Source organism: Enterobacter sp. LM3 (assembly GCF_046622475.1).
Taxonomy (GTDB): domain Bacteria; phylum Pseudomonadota; class Gammaproteobacteria; order Enterobacterales; family Enterobacteriaceae; genus Enterobacter; species Enterobacter cloacae_P.
This window is the reverse complement of sequence record NZ_JBJURN010000007.1, coordinates 105,968-122,564: the sequence shown is the minus strand read 5'-3', so window position 1 is coordinate 122,564 and position 16,597 is coordinate 105,968. Positions and strand designations below refer to the sequence as shown.

Annotated in this window: 17 protein-coding genes, 1 pseudogene and 1 other annotated feature; of the genes and pseudogenes, 1 reads left to right on the top strand and 17 read right to left on the bottom strand. The window is 54.1% G+C overall.

What is annotated here, in order from left to right:
• Positions 1-25: 25 nt before the first annotated feature.
• From yciA to ACJ9N4_RS10625, 4 genes are all read right to left on the bottom strand, one after another.
• Positions 26-421: an acyl-CoA thioester hydrolase YciA gene (gene yciA / locus ACJ9N4_RS10640; protein WP_395121515.1), complete on the bottom strand. Its 396-nt coding sequence runs from the start codon at positions 419-421 to the stop codon at positions 26-28.
• A 104-nt stretch (positions 422-525) separates the two neighbouring features.
• Positions 526-1,065, bottom strand: a complete 540-nt coding sequence (locus ACJ9N4_RS10635) for a septation protein A (RefSeq protein WP_395121513.1) — start codon at positions 1,063-1,065, stop codon at positions 526-528.
• Positions 1,066-1,121: 56 nt separating this feature from the next.
• Complete coding sequence (locus ACJ9N4_RS10630; protein WP_182271671.1) at positions 1,122-1,865, bottom strand: YciC family protein; 744 nt, start codon at positions 1,863-1,865, stop codon at positions 1,122-1,124.
• A 25-nt stretch (positions 1,866-1,890) separates the two neighbouring features.
• A complete protein-coding gene (locus tag ACJ9N4_RS10625; RefSeq protein ID WP_196390062.1) occupies positions 1,891-2,295 on the bottom strand; it encodes a YkgJ family cysteine cluster protein in 405 nt (134 codons plus the stop codon).
• Positions 2,296-2,576: 281 nt separating this feature from the next.
• Here ACJ9N4_RS10625 and ompW point away from each other — a divergent pair, with 281 nt between their 5' ends.
• Positions 2,577-3,209, top strand: a complete 633-nt coding sequence (gene ompW, locus ACJ9N4_RS10620; RefSeq protein ID WP_182271669.1) for an outer membrane protein OmpW — start codon at positions 2,577-2,579, stop codon at positions 3,207-3,209.
• 94 nt (positions 3,210-3,303) lie between these two features.
• Here the strand turns inward: ompW and uspF are convergent, their stop codons facing one another.
• The 13 genes and pseudogenes from uspF to ACJ9N4_RS10555 all read right to left on the bottom strand — a co-directional run bounded on the left by uspF (position 3,304) and on the right by ACJ9N4_RS10555 (position 16,437).
• Positions 3,304-3,738 (bottom strand): universal stress protein UspF, encoded by a 435-nt coding sequence (gene uspF, locus ACJ9N4_RS10615; RefSeq protein ID WP_182271668.1) that lies wholly within the window; start codon positions 3,736-3,738, stop codon positions 3,304-3,306.
• 139 nt (positions 3,739-3,877) lie between these two features.
• Positions 3,878-4,111 carry a sulfurtransferase-like selenium metabolism protein YedF gene (yedF, locus tag ACJ9N4_RS10610; protein WP_182271667.1) on the bottom strand — a complete coding sequence of 78 codons (234 nt, stop codon included), beginning with the start codon at positions 4,109-4,111 and terminating at the stop codon, positions 3,878-3,880.
• Positions 4,108-5,322, bottom strand: coding sequence for a selenium metabolism membrane protein YedE/FdhT (gene yedE / locus ACJ9N4_RS10605; protein ID WP_182919949.1), 1,215 nt, complete (start codon positions 5,320-5,322; stop codon positions 4,108-4,110). Before yedE ends, yedF begins: the two co-directional genes overlap by 4 nt.
• 234 nt (positions 5,323-5,556) lie before the next feature.
• Positions 5,557-5,643, bottom strand: a complete 87-nt coding sequence (gene mgtU, locus ACJ9N4_RS10600) for a magnesium transporter protection protein MgtU (protein ID WP_411500475.1) — start codon at positions 5,641-5,643, stop codon at positions 5,557-5,559.
• Entirely contained in the window at positions 5,636-5,749 is a 114-nt protein-coding gene (gene mgtR / locus ACJ9N4_RS10595; RefSeq protein WP_182271666.1) for a protein MgtR, read from the bottom strand. The genes mgtU and mgtR overlap by 8 nt, the downstream gene beginning before the upstream one ends.
• 21 nt (positions 5,750-5,770) lie before the next feature.
• Complete coding sequence (gene mgtA, locus ACJ9N4_RS10590) at positions 5,771-8,503, bottom strand: magnesium-translocating P-type ATPase (RefSeq protein ID WP_411500462.1); 2,733 nt, start codon at positions 8,501-8,503, stop codon at positions 5,771-5,773.
• 156 nt (positions 8,504-8,659) lie between these two features.
• The gene (locus ACJ9N4_RS10585) at positions 8,660-9,355 is read right to left on the bottom strand and encodes an MgtC family protein (RefSeq protein ID WP_411500461.1); all 696 of its coding nucleotides are present in this window, start codon (positions 9,353-9,355) and stop codon (positions 8,660-8,662) included.
• Between the two features lie 377 nt (positions 9,356-9,732).
• Positions 9,733-9,879: pseudogene (locus ACJ9N4_RS10580) on the bottom strand (IS1 family transposase); the annotation flags it as partial.
• 25 nt (positions 9,880-9,904) lie between these two features.
• Entirely contained in the window at positions 9,905-10,714 is an 810-nt protein-coding gene (gene trpA / locus ACJ9N4_RS10575; protein ID WP_196390060.1) for a tryptophan synthase subunit alpha, read from the bottom strand.
• Positions 10,714-11,907: a tryptophan synthase subunit beta gene (gene trpB, locus ACJ9N4_RS10570; RefSeq protein ID WP_182271662.1), complete on the bottom strand. Its 1,194-nt coding sequence runs from the start codon at positions 11,905-11,907 to the stop codon at positions 10,714-10,716. Before trpB ends, trpA begins: the two co-directional genes overlap by 1 nt.
• A gap of 10 nt (positions 11,908-11,917) precedes the next feature.
• Positions 11,918-13,276, bottom strand: coding sequence for a bifunctional indole-3-glycerol-phosphate synthase TrpC/phosphoribosylanthranilate isomerase TrpF (gene trpCF, locus ACJ9N4_RS10565; RefSeq protein WP_196390059.1), 1,359 nt, complete (start codon positions 13,274-13,276; stop codon positions 11,918-11,920).
• 3 nt (positions 13,277-13,279) lie between these two features.
• Complete coding sequence (gene trpD / locus ACJ9N4_RS10560; RefSeq protein WP_182919956.1) at positions 13,280-14,875, bottom strand: bifunctional anthranilate synthase glutamate amidotransferase component TrpG/anthranilate phosphoribosyltransferase TrpD; 1,596 nt, start codon at positions 14,873-14,875, stop codon at positions 13,280-13,282.
• Positions 14,875-16,437 (bottom strand): anthranilate synthase component 1, encoded by a 1,563-nt coding sequence (locus tag ACJ9N4_RS10555; RefSeq protein ID WP_182271659.1) that lies wholly within the window; start codon positions 16,435-16,437, stop codon positions 14,875-14,877. Before ACJ9N4_RS10555 ends, trpD begins: the two co-directional genes overlap by 1 nt.
• 25 nt (positions 16,438-16,462) lie before the next feature.
• Positions 16,463-16,557 (bottom strand) — a sequence feature (Trp leader region).
• Positions 16,558-16,597: the final 40 nt, after the last annotated feature.

Below are 16,597 nucleotides of genomic sequence, written 5' to 3'. Positions count from 1 at the left end.
AAAGAGGCTTCTTTTTGCCTGATTCTCAGGACTGAGGAAGCTGGCGAGGTTTGCCCTGGCTGTCTACAGCCACGTAAATAAACAGCGCTTCCGTTGCTTTATAACGTTGCCCGATAGGTTCGGAAGAGACTTTTTTCACCCATACTTCAATGTTGATGGAAATCGACGTATTGCCACGTTTTACGCATCGCGCATAGCAGCAGACCACATCACCCACCGCAACCGGGCGCAGGAAGCTCATGCCATCCACCCGAACGGTGACTACACGTCCATGCGCAATCTCTTTCGCCAGGATTGCGCCGCCCATATCCATTTGCGACATTAACCAGCCGCCAAAAATATCGCCATTGGCATTCGTGTCAGCGGGCATTGCCAGTGTGCGTAATACCAGTTCGCCCTGAGGGGCGTCATTTGTTGTCATTGTTTTAACTCGTAACTGAAGACTTCAGGCGGGATGCTACTATGATTTTCGACTGGAGAAAATAGACCAGAACGCCTGTTGTACTGCGTTCCGGTCATCATCGATCAGTGTTTGTCGTCCTGCGGTATGTGACGATAAATATATACACCGCTTAAGAGCGTAAAAATAAGCGTCAGCGCGGTCAGGCCAAAGACCTTAAAGTTGACCCAAATTTCTTCCGGTAACCAGAAGGCGATATAGATGTTAGCCAGGCCACACAGAATGAAGAAGACGGCCCAGGCGAGGTTAAGGCGGGACCATACATCCTGCGGCAGAGTGAGTTCTTTACCCAGCATGCGCTGGATCAGCGGCTTTTTCATTACCCACTGGCTGACCAATAACGCGCCTGCAAACAGCGCATAAATCACTGTAACCTTCCATTTGATGAATTCAACATTGTGGAAGGCCAGGGTAAGCCCGCCGAATACGACCACCAGACCGAAAGTGATGAGCGCCATTTTTTCTACTTTGCGATAGCGGATCCAGCTATAGATCAGCACCACGGCGGTAGCAATGATCAGCGCATAGGTTGCCGCAAAAATGTCATACAACTTATAAAAAGCGAAAAAGACCACCAGCGGTAAAAAATCAAGAAACTGCTTCATTCTGTGATTCCATCTTCTGAGCAGGGCCGGGCGCAGCGATGCACCCAGCCTCAGGATTACTGACGAATTAACATATACAGGCGGAACAGATAGACCAGCAGTACAGCTGAAATCAGGTTGCTCAGCGTATTTGCCACCACCGCGCCAACATTTGGCGTTAACACAGCAAAGTTTGGTGCAAACAATAACAGGAGCGTTTTAGCAAGCAGCCAGCCGATCACGGCCGGAGCCACCAGGCGCATGTTAGACCACGCCAGCTTTGCACTGCTCCGCATTGCGGTGAAGATCCCCATTTTGTCCTGCACAACCATCACCGGCGCGAAGGAGAGCACTATAGCCAGTAACACACCCGGTACCACAATAAGCATAATCCCCATTTGCACCAGCATGGTGGTTAAAAAGATGAGGATAAACAGCTTCGGCAGTACAGGTGCGCTGGCACCGATAGCGCGTAATGCACTCACGCGATGGCCTGCGGACACGAGCTGGATCATCAGCAGTACACCACCCGCAAGAATGGCATTGCCAATCAGACCTGAAAAGGTTGAGGCAGCTGACGCGCGCAGCAGAATTTGCTGTTGCTCAGGCGTCATGTTCTGCACCAGGTCAAACAACCCCACGCTGCCCGCAAGATGGTCGCCCTGGCTCAGGCTGGCAATTTGTTCTTCACTCGGAGAGAACGCATGACCAAGCACCACCGTGATAAAGGCGCATAACAATGCGATCAGTAAAAAGGTTATGAACTGATTGCGGAAAAAATTTCCCGTGTCACGGTAGACAGAATTCGCCGTGATAGACATGCACTCTCCTTGAGTATTGCAGGTGTTAATTAGCCGGCAATTGTACACCGGATAACGCTGCCGTGGCAGCATCAAGGCTTGTATGGAAAAGCATATCTTTGTAAAGCGGAGGTAATCCGTAGTGCGCACGTGCGCGATTACAGGCTTCGTTAACCTGTCCATCCGCCCCCGACATCGAAAAATCCCGGCATGGGCTGGGGCGCTGCTCGTAGATTTTACAACGTGTGGCCTCCCCGGGCGTGCCCTCCAGTGCCGAACAACGGCTCTGTTTTTGGTTCGTACCGCTCATGCAACGCAGAAAAGGAGAGACGGGCTCAGTGAGCTGAACCGGAACGGTACCGCCGCCATCGCTGGCTTCGGCCCAGTAGAAAGAGACTCGAAAATACGCACAACAGGCCCCGCACGTCATGCACGGATTGAGATCACTCATGGCACACCTGCAATAGAAGAACGCATCAAATCACATTGTGAGAGAGCTAAATTATCCAGAGACAGAGAGGAGAGCAAGGGGGGATAAGGGGAAAATTTTCTCACTGTGAAATGGCAAAAATTGACTTAAAGACAAAATAACCCTTTAGGGTGAGTAATAAAAAATTAACTCAGATCAATGAATGTTAACTTACTGGTTTTAATGTGATCCGTGTTAGATCACTTATTACTCATTTGTGAGTATATTGCCCCCGCAATTAAAACCACAACGATGGAGCGGATATGAAAAAATTAGCGGTGGCAGCCCTTGTCTTAAGCAGTCTCTCTGGTGGCGCGTACGCGCATGAAGCAGGCGAATTCTTTATTCGTGCCGGTTCGGCTACAGTTCGTCCGACTGAAGGTTCTGATAATGTGCTGGGGTTGGGCGGTTTTAACGTCAGCAATAATACCCAGTTAGGTTTGACGTTCACGTATATGGCAACAGATAACATCGGCGTTGAACTCCTGGCCGCAACGCCATTCCGCCATCATGTCGGAACCGGACCTACCGGAGATATCGCCACGGTAAACCTTTTACCTCCAACGCTGATGGCACAGTGGTACTTTGGTGATTCAAGCAGTAAGGTACGTCCGTACATCGGCGCGGGGGTGAACTACACCACCTTCTTTAATGAGAAATTTAACGATACCGGTAAAGACGCTGGGCTTTCCGATCTCAGCCTGAAAGACTCCTGGGGTATGGCGGGGCAGGTCGGTCTGGATTATCTGATAAACCGCGACTGGCTGATTAATATGTCAGTCTGGTATATGGATATCGATACCGATGTGCGCTTTAAAGCGGCTGGCGAGCAGCAAAGCATCAACACCCGTCTGGATCCGTGGGTATTTATGTTCTCAGCGGGTTACCGTTTCTAAGTTATTTCCTGAGACTGGCCAGATGATGGCCAGTTTTCTCTCCTCTGAAGTGATCCCTTGTAAAAAAGCCCCGGTATAACCGAGGCTTTATTTTTTAGCGTACAACCAGCACCGGACATTTTGCGTGGCGCACGACCACCGCAGCGTTTGATCCTAAAAGGTAAGTTGTAATATCAGGCCGATGAGAGGCAATAATAATCAGGTCAGCGTTGATGGTGTCCGCCAGCTTCAGGATCTGATCTTTCGGCGAGCCAGAAATGGCATGCGTCTGGATGCGGTCAGCGGGCAGGTTGAACTGTTTAACAATCTCATTCAGTTTCTCTAGTGCATCCTGCTGTATCTCAGCCAGTTTCGGCATCTCAACCGAATACGCCAGCCCAAGCGACGAGTAGTAAGGGAAAGACGGTATTACCGTCAGAAAATGAACTTTGGCGTTGTTGATTGCTGCGTTTACCTGAACATAGGGAACCACCTGTTCAGTCAGACGGCTCTCTGAAATATCGAGAGGGACTAAAATCGAATGGAACATGCCGTACCTCCTGTTTGTTTTTTATCCACTTCAAGTTTAGTCCTGGCGTAACCGCAGGCACTGTATTTGCTGTGAAAATGGGACTTAAGGCGGCTTTTATGGCAGAGAGAACGCCCCAGAGAGGGGCGCAAGGGGCATGTTACTTCTGGATCAAATAACGAATGGTAGGCCCATCCTGTTGAATATCCAGCACGGTGTAGCCGTGGTTTTGGGCATCCAGCGGAATATTGTTAATGGATTGCGGGCAATCGCTCACCACTTCCAGAATCTCACCTTTCCTGAGCTGTGGCAGCGCTTCAAGTGTGGCGACTGCCGGGTAAGGGCACGGTTCACCGATCATATCGAGGCGATAGTCAGGCACGATCTCTTTCATGCTGCATTCTCCCGGGGTTCAATGGTTGTGTCGGTACGACGACGGAAGAAACGTTTTTCTTGCGCGACGACCAGTAAAAATGCGATCAGCAGCAGGGCGTATGTCACCACCAGTCCGCCGAGCGGGCCAAAGGTCTTCAGCAGGTTGACCTTGTCCCAGTTTGTCGCCAGCACGGGCGACATGTCATCCCAGTAGTATGCCAGGATTGTAGAGCCGATCACGTTTCCCAGACCCACCCACCAGTAATGCACCTGACCTTCCACGGCGCGGTACATCCAGCCGGTTTCGCAACCGCCAGCGAGCACAATTCCAAAACCAAACAGCAGCCCGCCAATCACTGCATTAGGGCCCGCCCACATGATTTTCGGTTCAACGCCAAGTTGCACATAGCTGAAGATGCCGATCGCGCTGACAGCCATACCGGCGATAATTGCTTTGGCCATCATGGTACGGCCGGTGATCCACATGTCGCGAAACGCAGAGGTAAAGCAGATTTGTGCGCGCTCAATCAGCAGACCAAAGCCCACGCCAAACAGCATGGCTAACCCCAGTTTTGGCTGGTTCAGTGCAGTGCAAATAGCCCATGCAACCATTGCAAAAAAGACCAGCATACCCAGGCGGAAACGGCGGCGTGCCTGCGCCGGTTTTTGCGTCAGTGGTGAAGCTGCACTGACTTTGACCATCCTGACGGGAATGCGAAACAGCGGCAGTAGAGTGAATTTCGCGCCGAAATAAGAACCTATGGCCGTGGCGATGGCAAAGAACCAGGCATGCAGCGAAAACTGCGGAATGCCAGTAAAGAAGGCGGCAAGGTTACAGCCCATTGCGAGGCGAGCGCCGAACCCGGCGATCATCCCCCCAATCACCGCCTGCATGATGCGAATACGGCTCTTTGGCATTCTCAGTTTAACGTTGTTCGCCCACAGTGCCGCGGCAAAACAACCGCCGAACATACCGATAATCATCATTCCGTCGATGCGGGTCAGCGGTGTGCCATCCAGATGGATGAGTTTATAGTAACCCCATTCTTCGGCATGCACTCCCGCCATCTGCAGCAGTTGCCCGCCCCAGCGGGTAAACTCGCCGGTAACGGCCCAAAAGGTGCCAGTAATGCCGAAATAATAGGTAGACAGGATCCCCGCAGCGATGACTGCCGGTACTGGGGACCAGAACTTAACCAGGTAAGTCTGTTTGAAGTATTGCCATGACATGTGTAAGCCTCTGAACTCAGAAGGTATATGTGGATTTAACGGCCTGGAATATATAACCTTTTTCCTGTCTCCAAAACCTCTCCAGAACGTTTCACCAAAATACCTCGCTTTTTTATGACTTTCATCATTAAACCGCACAGCTTAAAGATTGCCTGCACGGCTCCAGAATTAAGACAGCAAGCAAAGCTCGTGATGATGAAAAGGGACGCGTCAGACGCGTCCCTTCTTTAATGGTTAACAAACAAACACCGTGAGTAAAATAATCAGGGCTGCGAAAATAATGACCTGAATAAACACAGACTCCACGCTACGTTTACGCATGCATCCCTCCCGGTGACTCGAATATCAGCCAGATACCGCCCAGCAGCACCAACAGACCGATAACGAAAAAGGTAAGCGCGATAATCCGGTCATGTGAATGCTTCATATCAGCCTCCTCTGTGTCGAATCAAAACCACTGACCAAACCGTTTGATATAAAAGCGTTTCATCCCCTGCGCCACGAGGCAGTAGCTCAGAAGCGTCGCCACCAGCCACGGGAAGTAGCTTAACGGCAGCGGTTCAAGCCCCACCATCGCCCCCAGCGGCGAGAACGGTATATAGATACCGATGACCATAACGCAGGCGGTGGTCAGCAGCACCGGTAGCGTCGCGCGGCTCTGAATAAACGGGATCTTCTGCGTCCTTAACATGTGCACCACCAGCGTTTGCGACAACAGCCCTTCAATAAACCAGCCGGACTGGAACAGCGCCTGGGCCTCAACGTGGTTTGCCGCAAAGACGTACCACATCAGCGCAAAGGTGGTGATGTCGAAAATGGACGACGTCGGTCCAATCCACAACATGAAGCGGCCGATGTTTTTGGCATCCCACTTGCGCGGTTTACTCAAAAACTCTTTATCCATTTTGTCCCACGGTAGCGACAGCTGGGAGATGTCGTACATCAGGTTCTGGATCAGCAGATGGATCGCCAGCATCGGCAGGAACGGGATAAACGCGCTGGCTACCAGTACGGAAAAAACGTTGCCGAAGTTAGAGCTGGCGGTCATATTCAGGTACTTGATGATATTGCCGAAGGTTTCACGACCTTTGATCACGCCTTCTTCCAGCACCATCAGATCTTTTTCCAGCAGGATAATATCCGATGACTCTTTGGCGATATCCGCCGCGCTGTCGACGGAAATGCCCACATCGGAATCGCGGAGTGCCGGAGCATCGTTAATGCCGTCGCCGAGAAAACCGACGGTATGTCCGTTCTTTTGCAGCGCCTTCAGAATGCGGGATTTCTGCAGTGGCGTCAGTTTGGCGAACACAGAACGTTGCTCCACCGCCTGCGCCAGTTCGCGATCTGACATGGTCTCCACCTCGGTGCCTGTCAGAATACCGTGCGGATCGATCCCCACCTCAAGGCAGATACGGGCAGTCACCACAGGGTTGTCGCCGGTGAGCACCTTCACCGCCACGCCGTTGTCGCGCAGTGCGGTAATGGCCTTTTCCGCACTCTCTTTCGGCGGGTCAAGGAACGTCAGCATCCCTTCTATCGTCAGTTCCTGTTCATCCCCGGCGCAAAGTGCCTGATTACGCGGTGAGTCGTCCAGCGAACGGGTCGCCACCAGCAGTACGCGAAACCCCTGCGCATTGTAATCCTGTGTTTTCGCCAACAGCAGGTCGCGACGCGTCTCGTCCAGCGCCACTACGCGGTCTCCTTCGCGCAGGTGCGTGGCGACCATCAGCATCTCTTCCACCGCGCCTTTGCAGATGAGACTTCTGCGGCCGTCGCGCACATCTTCCACCGAAACAGAAACGCGGCGGCGCACAAAATCGAAGGGCAGCTCATCGAGCTTAACGAAGCTCTCCTTCACGGCGGGTGCCAGACGCCCCTCACCAACGTGTAAGATCGCACGATCCATCAGGTTACGGGTGCCGCTCTGGCTGTTGCTGTTGAGCCAGGCCAGCGCCAGTACCCGGCTGCTTTCGCTACCACGCGTGTCCAGGTGATGCTCCAGGATAATGTGGTCCTGCGTCAGGGTGCCGGTTTTATCGGTACATAACACATCCATTGCGCCAAAGTTCTGAATAGCGTTCAGCCGCTTGACGATCACTTTGCGTCTCGACATGGCAATAGCGCCCTTCGCCAGGTTCGAACTGACGATCATCGGCAGCATTTCCGGGGTTAAACCGACGGCAACCGCCAGCGCAAACAGCGATGCCTCGACCCAGTCACCTTTGCTGAAGCCGTTAATCAGCAGCACAATGGGCACCATCACCAGCATAAAACGGATAAGCAACCAGCTGACGCTGTTCACACCGCGGTCGAACGCCGTTTGCGAGCGTGTACCGACGATGGATTTTGCCAGCGACCCGAACCAGGTCTGGCCGCCTGTCGCCACGACCACCGCCTGCGCTCTGCCGCTGGTCACGTTGGTGCCCATCAGGCAGATGTTGCCAAGTTCCAGCAGGCCTTTGCTGCGATCGGGGGCCGGTAGCCGCTGGCTGTCTTTACCAGAGACGCTCGCCATCACGTCATATTTTTCCACCGGTAAAGATTCGCCGGTAAGAATCGACTGGCTGACAAACAGGTCCCGGGACTCCAGCAGGCGCACATCCGCAGGCACCAGATCGCCCGCCGCGAGGAAGATAATGTCGCCCGGCACCAGCTCCTCAATGGCGATTTCCATTTTGACCGACTCATTACCTTCACCGCCCCGACGCAGCACCGTGGCGGTGGTTCTTACCATTGATTTCAGCGCCTGGGCGGCCTTGTTGGTACGAAACTCCTGCCAGAAACGCAGTAAGCCGCTCAGGCTGACCATGGTCAGAATGATAGTGACCCCCGTCAGATCGGTTTCCTCTCCACTGCGTAGCGGAAGCCAGTAGTCGGTGAAGAAACTCACGACGGCAAGCGCCATCAGAACGTAGATAAACGGGTTATTGAATGCCTGCAGCAGTTGAACCAGCGCCGGCGGCGCTTTCTCATGCGCCACCTCGTTGCGGCCATACGCGAACAGTCGCTCGCGGGCGTCATCGACGTACAGACCGCGACGATCGCTCTCGAGTCGTGAGAGCGTATGCTCCGGGCTGTTAAATGCTTCCGCTTCGATCGCAAAGCGTTTCTTATTTTGCTTATCATTTTCTGACGCCAGCCGGTTTAATTTCCGGTTTTCTACTTTCATGTCAGTCATGATTTATCCCCACTTTAAGACGTGTGTATCCCTGCATAAAAAACTATGCATAATTTTTTCTGGTATGACTCAATATGGTGCGTTTATTTTACGCTTATGGGAATCTCCATCATTCCCTCCTTATATCAGGCGATATTATTAGGCAGGCGCGGGATCTCAACTCCCCGCAAGGCTCCAGCGTACAGAGGTGATACTTTCATTAACGCCAATTTTACTCATAATAAGATCGAACGTTTTTCGCGAATCTGCGCTGCTAATCACTTCGGCATGAATTTCTTTATACCCGGATTCATCCAGCACCGACGAACCGAGTCCCTGCACGCTCAGAGAAAACTCCTTTGCCACATTAAATAAAAGCTGACGTACTGCGCTTTCATTATCATGATTGCAGGTTACTTTCAGGACATAGCGTTTTTCTTCATCTGCAGCGGCTGGATACTGATTAATTCGCTGCGCCGCTTCACGCAGTAAAATATTGGCACACAGAATAATGAGGGTGGCCGCCGCGGCATTCCAGAATTGTCCCAGCCCGCACAGCACGCCGATGGCTGCCGAGCACCAGAGCGTGGCGGCAGTATTGAGGCCGCGCACGTTCATGCCTTCACGCATGATGACGCCAGCGCCAAGAAAGCCAATACCGGAGACTATCTGGGCGGCAATGCGTCCCGGACTGTCCGGCGATGTTGATATTGAGCTAAGAATAAATACCGCAGCGCCGGTGGCGACCAGTGCATTTGTCCGCAGCCCCGCCATACGTTGACGCCATTGTCTTTCGGCACCAATAAGTGCTCCCAGCAGCATGGCTGCCAGTAAATTTGAGATATAAGGGAACATCAGCATATGTTCCTCCATTTATGCTGGAAGAATAAATACGTGCTGTATTCAGCACACGACAAATTGTCACCTTAAACGGTGATTAATGTCGCGCCGATGGTGGAGGGAATAATGAGTTTTTAAACATGAACATGACGATAAACCTCGCGATAAGTCGCGCTTTGTAAATTTATCGGGGATGCAATCGTCAATTAAGAAGGGATTGCTGCCCGCCAGTTCGGCAAGCAGCGGCAGGAATACGTCGCGTTAGCTTGCCTTGCAAATGAAATAAGGGTGACTGTCCAACGTATGACTCCTGTATGAATTTGTCGACATTATAATCAGGCATCAGGTTAAGTAAAGTAAAAAAGGTCAGCCGGAGAGGATTTGTTTAGATTATTCCATCACAGGAGTGCATGGGCAATAATGTGTTTCAGACGAGTCTCCCATGCATAATACAACCAGCGCTGTTGCTTTTTGCTACCAACGCGCGGCCATACTTCCTCAACTTCACAAATAAGCTGAATCTGGAGATTATCCCGCGGGAGTAGGGGAACCGTCTGGCAGGGAAGCCAGACGGTGATGAGGTTATGCTTTGCGCGTGGCCGCTTTCATTGCGCTGACGAACGCGTTCAGTTCAGCCAGCATCTGCTCTGGCTTATCAACGTTCTTCTCGATGATTTTGACGATAGCGGAACCGGAAATCGCCCCGGCCGCTTTTGCCTCTATCGCAGCGGTAACCTGTTCCGGAGAGGAGATCCCGAAGCCCTGCAACGGTGGTGCAGCGTGGTATTCCGCCAGTTTTTCCACCAGATGATGCAGTGGCAGCGCCGCTTTGTTTTCAGCTCCGGTCACGCCTGCACGGGAGAGCAGGTAAGTGTAACCACGTCCGTAAGAGGCAATCTGGCGCAGCAGTTCGTCATCGGCGTTCGGTGGGCAGATGAAAATGGGGGCAACGTTGTGACGCATTGCCGCCTGGCGGAAGGGCGCAGACTCTTCCACCGGCACGTCGGCCACCAGCACGGAGTCGACACCCACGCGCGCGCACTCGGCGTAGAACTCATCAATGCCGCGGTTAAACACCAGGTTAGCGTACATCAGCAGTCCAATCGGAATGGTCGGGTGCTTCTGACGAATTGCTGCCAGCATCTCAAAACACTGGGTTGGGGTAACACCCGCCGCAAATGCGCGCAGGGTGGCGTTCTGAATAGTCGGGCCGTCTGCCAGCGGGTCAGAGAACGGAATACCCAGCTCCAGCGCGTCGGCACCGGCTTCAATCAGGGTGTCGATAATTTTTAGCGATTGCTCCGGGCCTGGGTCGCCGAGGGTAACGAAGGGGACAAACGCGCCTTCCTGGCGAGCCTTCAGTTGTGCAAATGCGTTATCGTAGCGTTCCATCAGATTTCCCCTCGTGCTTTCAGAATATCGTGAACGGTGAAGATGTCTTTGTCACCGCGACCGGAAAGGTTCACCACCAGCAGTTGCTCTTTTTCCGGGTTTTCTTTCATCATTTTCAGCGCGTGCGCCAGGGCATGCGAGGACTCCAGCGCCGGGATGATCCCTTCGTGACGGCACAGCGTTTTAAAGGCTTCCAGTGCTTCATCATCGGTAATGGAGACATAATCCGCGCGGCCAGTGCTGTTCAGGTAAGCGTGCTGAGGCCCAACGGACGGGAAATCCAGACCGGCAGAGATAGAGTAAGACTCTTCAATCTGACCTTCATCGGTCTGCATCATCGGGGATTTCATACCAAAGTAAATTCCCACGCGGCCATGCTTCAGCGGCGCACCGTGTTCACCCGATTCAATCCCGTGACCGGCAGGTTCAACGCCAATCAGACCGACGCTGGTTTCGTCGATAAAATCAGCAAACATGCCGATGGCGTTAGAACCGCCGCCCACGCAGGCGATCACCGCGTCCGGCAGACGGCCTTCTTTTTCGAGGATCTGCGCTTTGGTTTCTTCACCGATCATACGCTGGAACTCACGCACGATAGTCGGGAACGGGTGCGGACCTGCAGCAGTGCCGAGCATATAGTGCGCGGTTTCATAGCTGCCAGACCAGTCGCGCAGCGCTTCGTTACAGGCATCCTTCAGCGTCGCGGAGCCGCTGTGTACCGGGATCACTTCAGCGCCCATCAGACGCATACGGAACACATTCGGAGACTGGCGCTCAACGTCCTTCGCCCCCATGTAGATGCGGCATTTCAGACCGAGCAGGGCGCTGGCGAGTGCAGACGCCACGCCGTGCTGGCCAGCACCGGTTTCAGCGATGATTTCGGTTTTGCCCATCCGTTTCGCGAGCAGCGCCTGGCCCAGCACCTGGTTGGTTTTATGCGCACCGCCGTGCAACAGGTCTTCACGCTTGAGATACAGCGTGGTTTTTGTCCCTTCGGTCAGGTTGCGGCATTTGGTCAGCGCCGTAGGACGGCCCGCGTAGTTTTTCAGCAGGTCGGTAAATTCAGCCTGAAACATCGGGTCTTTCTGCGCACTGACAAACGCTTCTTCCAGCTGGCGCAGCGCAGGCATCAGGATTTGCGGGACGTACATCCCACCGAACTCACCAAAATAAGGGTTTAACAATGTCGTCATTTTTTCTTCCTTAATATGCACGCAGAGTTTTAAATACCGAGGCCAGCTTGCCGGCATCTTTAATTCCCGGTTGGGACTCTACGCCAGAATTGAAATCGAGGCCTGCGCAGCCGGTTTTGGCCGCGTCTACACAGTTATCCGGGCCGAGTCCACCCGCCAGCAGGACATTGTCCAGCACTTCGCCGTTCAGCAGCGACCAGTCAAAACGCTGACCCGTGCCGCCCTGGCCGTTGTCGAGCACGTATTTATCAACATAATTCAGGTTACGGGCTGGCAACGTATCGCCAACGCTTTGTGCTTTCCAGATTTGCACCTGAGGAGCCAGAACGACGCGCAGGGCATCAATATAGGCCTGATCTTCATCACCGTGCAGCTGTACTGCGCTCAGGGATAACGCCTCGGCTTTTGCCGCAACGTCCGCAACACTGGCGTTACGGAAGACACCCACATAGCTGAGCGGGGCGGCTGCCATGACCTTACGCGCCTGTTCTTCCGTCACCGCGCGAGGGGACGCTTCAACAAAGATCAGCCCGCCGTAAATTGCTCCCGACTCATACGCGGCCTGGGCATCCTGTTCACGAGTTAACCCGCACACTTTGTTTTCACCCAGTAACACACGGCGTACCGCAGCATTGAGATCGTCGTGGGCCATCATGGCGGAGCCAATCAGAAAACCGTTGGCAAAGTGGCTCAGTTCGCGGACCTGGGCGTAGCTGTTAATGCCGGATTCGCTGATCACCGTGACGCCAGAACCTAAACGAGGAGCCAGCTGGCGCGTACGGTTCAGGTCAATCGACAGATCGCGCAGATCGCGGTTGTTAATACCGACGACTTTGGCCTTCAGCGCAAGCGCGCGTTCCAGCTCTTCTTCGTTGCTCACTTCGGTCAGCACACCCATGTTCAGGCTGTGTGCGACGGCGGAAAGCTGGCGATACTGTTCGTCGTCGAGTACCGAAAGCATCAGCAGGCAGGCGTCGGCCTGGTAAAAACGCGCCAGCCAGATCTGGTACGGGTCGATAATAAAGTCTTTGCACAGGATCGGCTGCGGCGCGATACCGCTGACAATAGGCAGAAAATCAAAACTGCCCTGGAAATACTTTTCATCCGTCAGCACGGAGATGGCTGACGCATGATGTTTATAGATACCGGCAATACGCGCCGGGTCGAAATCGTCACGAATAACGCCTTTCGATGGAGAGGCCTTTTTGCACTCAAGAATAAACGCAGTGCGGGCTCCCTGCAGGGCATCATAGAAACGACGGCTACTTGGGACGACGTCATTCTGAAAACTGGCAAGCGGTTGCTGCACTTTGCGGGCTTCCACCCAGATGGCCTTATCGGCAACGATTTTCGCTAAAACGGTCTGCATTCTTTATCCTCTTGCCGCAAGTGCGGTAACGCGATCGTAGGCTGCACCGGAGCGCAGTACGTCCAGAACTTTTTGAGCGTTCGCTTTCAGGTCTTCCTCACCGTGCAACCGCATCAGCATGGCGACGTTGGCGGCAACGGCGGCCTCATGGGCAACCTCTCCCTTACCTTGTAATAAGCGCGTGAGAATGTCACGGTTTTCTTCTGGTGTACCACCGGCCAGCGCCTCCTGATGATACGGTGCTAAACCGAAGTCAGATGCCTCAAGCTGGTAGCTCAGGATTTCACCGTTGTTCAGTTCAGCGACCAGTGTTGTCGCATGAAGGGAAACCTCATCCATTCCTCCGCTGTGTACCACCGCGGCACGTTGGTAACCCAGCACGCGAAGCGTTTCTGCAATCGGCAGTACCAGCTCCGGGCTGTAGACGCCAATCAGTGCCAGCGGCGGATGCGCCGGGTTGATCAGCGGCCCCAGCACGTTAAACAGCGTGCGGGTCTTAAGTTGCTGGCGAACCGGCATCGCGTGGCGGAAACCGGTGTGATACTTCGGCGCAAACAGGAAGCAGACGCCCAGGTCATCCAGTGCTTCGCGGGAACGCTCGGCTTTCATGTCCAGGTTGATGCCGAAGGCCGCCAGCAAATCAGACGAGCCGGAACGGCTGGATACGCTACGGTTACCGTGTTTTGCCACTTTCAGGCCACACGCTGCCGCCACGAAGGCGCTGGCAGTAGAGATATTGATGCTGTTGCTGCCGTCACCACCGGTACCGACGATATCCGCAAACTGATAGTCCGGGCGTGGGAACGGGGCGGCGTTTTCCAGCAGCGCCGTCGCGGCACCAGCAATTTCCTGCGGGCTTTCACCGCGCACTTTCATGCTCACCAGTGCGGCCGCCAGTTGCTCCGGTTTCAGCTCGCCGCGAACCACGGCGGAGAAGAGCTGGTGGCTTTCCTGTTGGCTCAGGGTCTGTGCCTGATACAGTTTTTCCAGAATCGGCTGCAGGGTATTGGTTTGCTCCAGTTTCTGCAGCGCCCAGTCCAGCGTTTGTTCCAGCAGACGCGCACCGTTGGAGGTCAGAATAGACTCAGGGTGGAACTGCATACCACAGACACGATCCGCATCGTGGCGCACAGCCATCACCATCCCTTCAAACGAGGCGTTAATGGTTAAGCCTGCCGGAATGTTGCTACCGACAAGGGAGTGATAGCGCGCCACCGGCAGCGGGTTTGGCAGCCCGGCAAACATCGCCTGGCCGTCATGTTCAATGCTGGATGCTTTACCATGAAGGATTTCGCCCGCCTGACCCACGTAACCGCCATAGGCTTCGACGATCGCCTGGTGCCCCAGACAGATACCGATAATCGGCAGCTTGCCGCGCATCCGGGTCAGCAGCTCGGGCATACAACCGGCTTCACTGGGGGCACCGGGGCCTGGGGAAAGCATCAGCACCGGGTTTTGCATGGTCGCCAGCCGGTCAATCAGCGTTTGTGCCGGAACATGGTTACGGTAGATAACGACGTTATGACCATTCGCGCGCAGCTGATCTGCCAGGTTATAGGTAAAAGAGTCGATATTATCGAGCAGCAGAATGTCAGCCATCAGAAAATCTCCTGTGCATGGTGTGCGGTAGCAATGGCGCGCAATACCGCGCGGGCTTTACTGCGCGTTTCGTCAGCTTCAGACTGCGGAACAGAATCAAGAACAATCCCTGCGCCTGCCTGGACGGTGGCAATACCGTCCTCGACATAGGCGGAGCGGATCACGATGCAGGTATCCAGATCACCGTGCGCGGTGAAATAGCCCACGGCACCACCGTAGCTACCGCGACGACGTCCTTCGGCAGCGGCAATCAGCTGCATGGCTCGCACTTTCGGTGCACCGCTCAGGGTGCCCATATTCATGCAGGCGCGATAAGCGTGCAGAACATCGAGGTCGCTACGCAGTTCACCGACCACGCGGGAAACCAGGTGCATCACGAACGAGTAACGGTCAACTTTGGTCAGGTCTGCAACATAACGGCTGCCGGGGGTGCAAATACGGGCCAGATCGTTACGGGCCAGGTCGACCAGCATCAGGTGCTCGGACAGCTCTTTATGGTCGGTACGCATTTCCAGCTCGATACGGCTGTCGAGATCGCGATCCAGTGAACCATCAGCACGACGACCACGCGGGCGCGTCCCGGCAATCGGGTAGATCTCAATCTGGCGGCTGGTGGCGTCGTATTTCAGTGAGCTTTCCGGTGATGCGCCAAACAGGGTGAAATCATTGTCCTGCATAAAGAACATGTACGGGCTTGGGTTGCTCTTTTTCAGCACGTCGTAGGCCGCCAGCGGTGACGGGCAGGGCAGCGAGAAACGACGGGACGGCACGACCTGGAAAATTTCCCCGGCACGAATCGCTTTTTGCATCTGACGAACCACGGCACCGTACTGATCGTCGGTCTGGTTGACGTCGCAGGTCATCTGCTCAACGCGCTGTACCGGCAGCGCAGGTGGCGCTTCGGTCATTTGCTGTTGCAGCTGCGCGATGCGGTGCTCAAGGCGTTTTTTCTCTGTCATGGACGGCGTGAACAGGCTGGCCTGGATGCGGGTGTATTTTTTCTGATGGTCGATCACCAGCAAGGTTTCGGCCAGGTAGAAGCAGTAATCCGGGCAGCGGTTGCCTTGTTCTGTTTCTGGTAAATCTTCAAACCCGGCGACCAGGTCGTATGCAAACAACCCGCCGAAGAACATGGCTTCACGTTCATTTTCTGGAACCGTCACCAGATTTTGCAGCAGGCGGAAAGCATCGAAAACGGACAGAGAGCAGAGGCGCGCGTCTTCGTCCAGTAGCTGGCTGACCGGCGGGAAATGCAGAACCCGCATTTCCGGATGATGTTCATTTTCGATGCCCGCAGGCAGGACGGCATCCAGCAGTGGCAGCAGCGTTGCACCGTTGTCAGATAACGCTTTAATGGTGACGGTGTCACCTAATGCGGTAATGCGCAGCGCACTGTCGACCAGCAGCAGGCTTTTGAGATCGTCCTTACTGTCGATATCGGCGGATTCCAGTAACAGGGTGGCCGGACGGGCACCGCAGACCTGATGAAACAACGCGGTTGGGTTGTGGCGATAGGCCGCCTCGCAGGTCAGCAACTCAAGGTCAGGTTTGGCTGTTTGCATTGTGTTGTTCTCATTTATTTTGTTCAAAAAAAAGCCCGCTTGGTAGCGGGCTGGGTATCTGTTTGCATTTCGCAGACGCGTGACACTGCCCGATAATCAGGAAGTGCGCCACCAACCGTGCAGAGTGCAATGTGCTGTCATTTTCAGATACCTTTCTCGT

What these genes read in the sequence shown, in the direction of transcription:
- yciA (WP_395121515.1), bottom strand. Translation starts at nt 421, where the DNA reads ATGACAACAAATGACGCCCCTCAGGGCGAACTGGTATTACGCACACTG.
- ACJ9N4_RS10635 (WP_395121513.1), bottom strand. Translation starts at nt 1,065, where the DNA reads ATGAAGCAGTTTCTTGATTTTTTACCGCTGGTGGTCTTTTTCGCTTTT.
- ACJ9N4_RS10630 (WP_182271671.1), bottom strand. Translation starts at nt 1,865, where the DNA reads ATGTCTATCACGGCGAATTCTGTCTACCGTGACACGGGAAATTTTTTC.
- ACJ9N4_RS10625 (WP_196390062.1), bottom strand. Translation starts at nt 2,295, where the DNA reads ATGAGTGATCTCAATCCGTGCATGACGTGCGGGGCCTGTTGTGCGTAT.
- ompW (WP_182271669.1), top strand. Translation starts at nt 2,577, where the DNA reads ATGAAAAAATTAGCGGTGGCAGCCCTTGTCTTAAGCAGTCTCTCTGGT.
- uspF (WP_182271668.1), bottom strand. Translation starts at nt 3,738, where the DNA reads ATGTTCCATTCGATTTTAGTCCCTCTCGATATTTCAGAGAGCCGTCTG.
- yedF (WP_182271667.1), bottom strand. Translation starts at nt 4,111, where the DNA reads ATGAAAGAGATCGTGCCTGACTATCGCCTCGATATGATCGGTGAACCG.
- yedE (WP_182919949.1), bottom strand. Translation starts at nt 5,322, where the DNA reads ATGTCATGGCAATACTTCAAACAGACTTACCTGGTTAAGTTCTGGTCC.
- mgtU (WP_411500475.1), bottom strand. Translation starts at nt 5,643, where the DNA reads ATGCGTAAACGTAGCGTGGAGTCTGTGTTTATTCAGGTCATTATTTTC.
- mgtR (WP_182271666.1), bottom strand. Translation starts at nt 5,749, where the DNA reads ATGAAGCATTCACATGACCGGATTATCGCGCTTACCTTTTTCGTTATC.
- mgtA (WP_411500462.1), bottom strand. Translation starts at nt 8,503, where the DNA reads ATGACTGACATGAAAGTAGAAAACCGGAAATTAAACCGGCTGGCGTCA.
- ACJ9N4_RS10585 (WP_411500461.1), bottom strand. Translation starts at nt 9,355, where the DNA reads ATGGAGGAACATATGCTGATGTTCCCTTATATCTCAAATTTACTGGCA.
- trpA (WP_196390060.1), bottom strand. Translation starts at nt 10,714, where the DNA reads ATGGAACGCTACGATAACGCATTTGCACAACTGAAGGCTCGCCAGGAA.
- trpB (WP_182271662.1), bottom strand. Translation starts at nt 11,907, where the DNA reads ATGACGACATTGTTAAACCCTTATTTTGGTGAGTTCGGTGGGATGTAC.
- trpCF (WP_196390059.1), bottom strand. Translation starts at nt 13,276, where the DNA reads ATGCAGACCGTTTTAGCGAAAATCGTTGCCGATAAGGCCATCTGGGTG.
- trpD (WP_182919956.1), bottom strand. Translation starts at nt 14,875, where the DNA reads ATGGCTGACATTCTGCTGCTCGATAATATCGACTCTTTTACCTATAAC.
- ACJ9N4_RS10555 (WP_182271659.1), bottom strand. Translation starts at nt 16,437, where the DNA reads ATGCAAACAGCCAAACCTGACCTTGAGTTGCTGACCTGCGAGGCGGCC.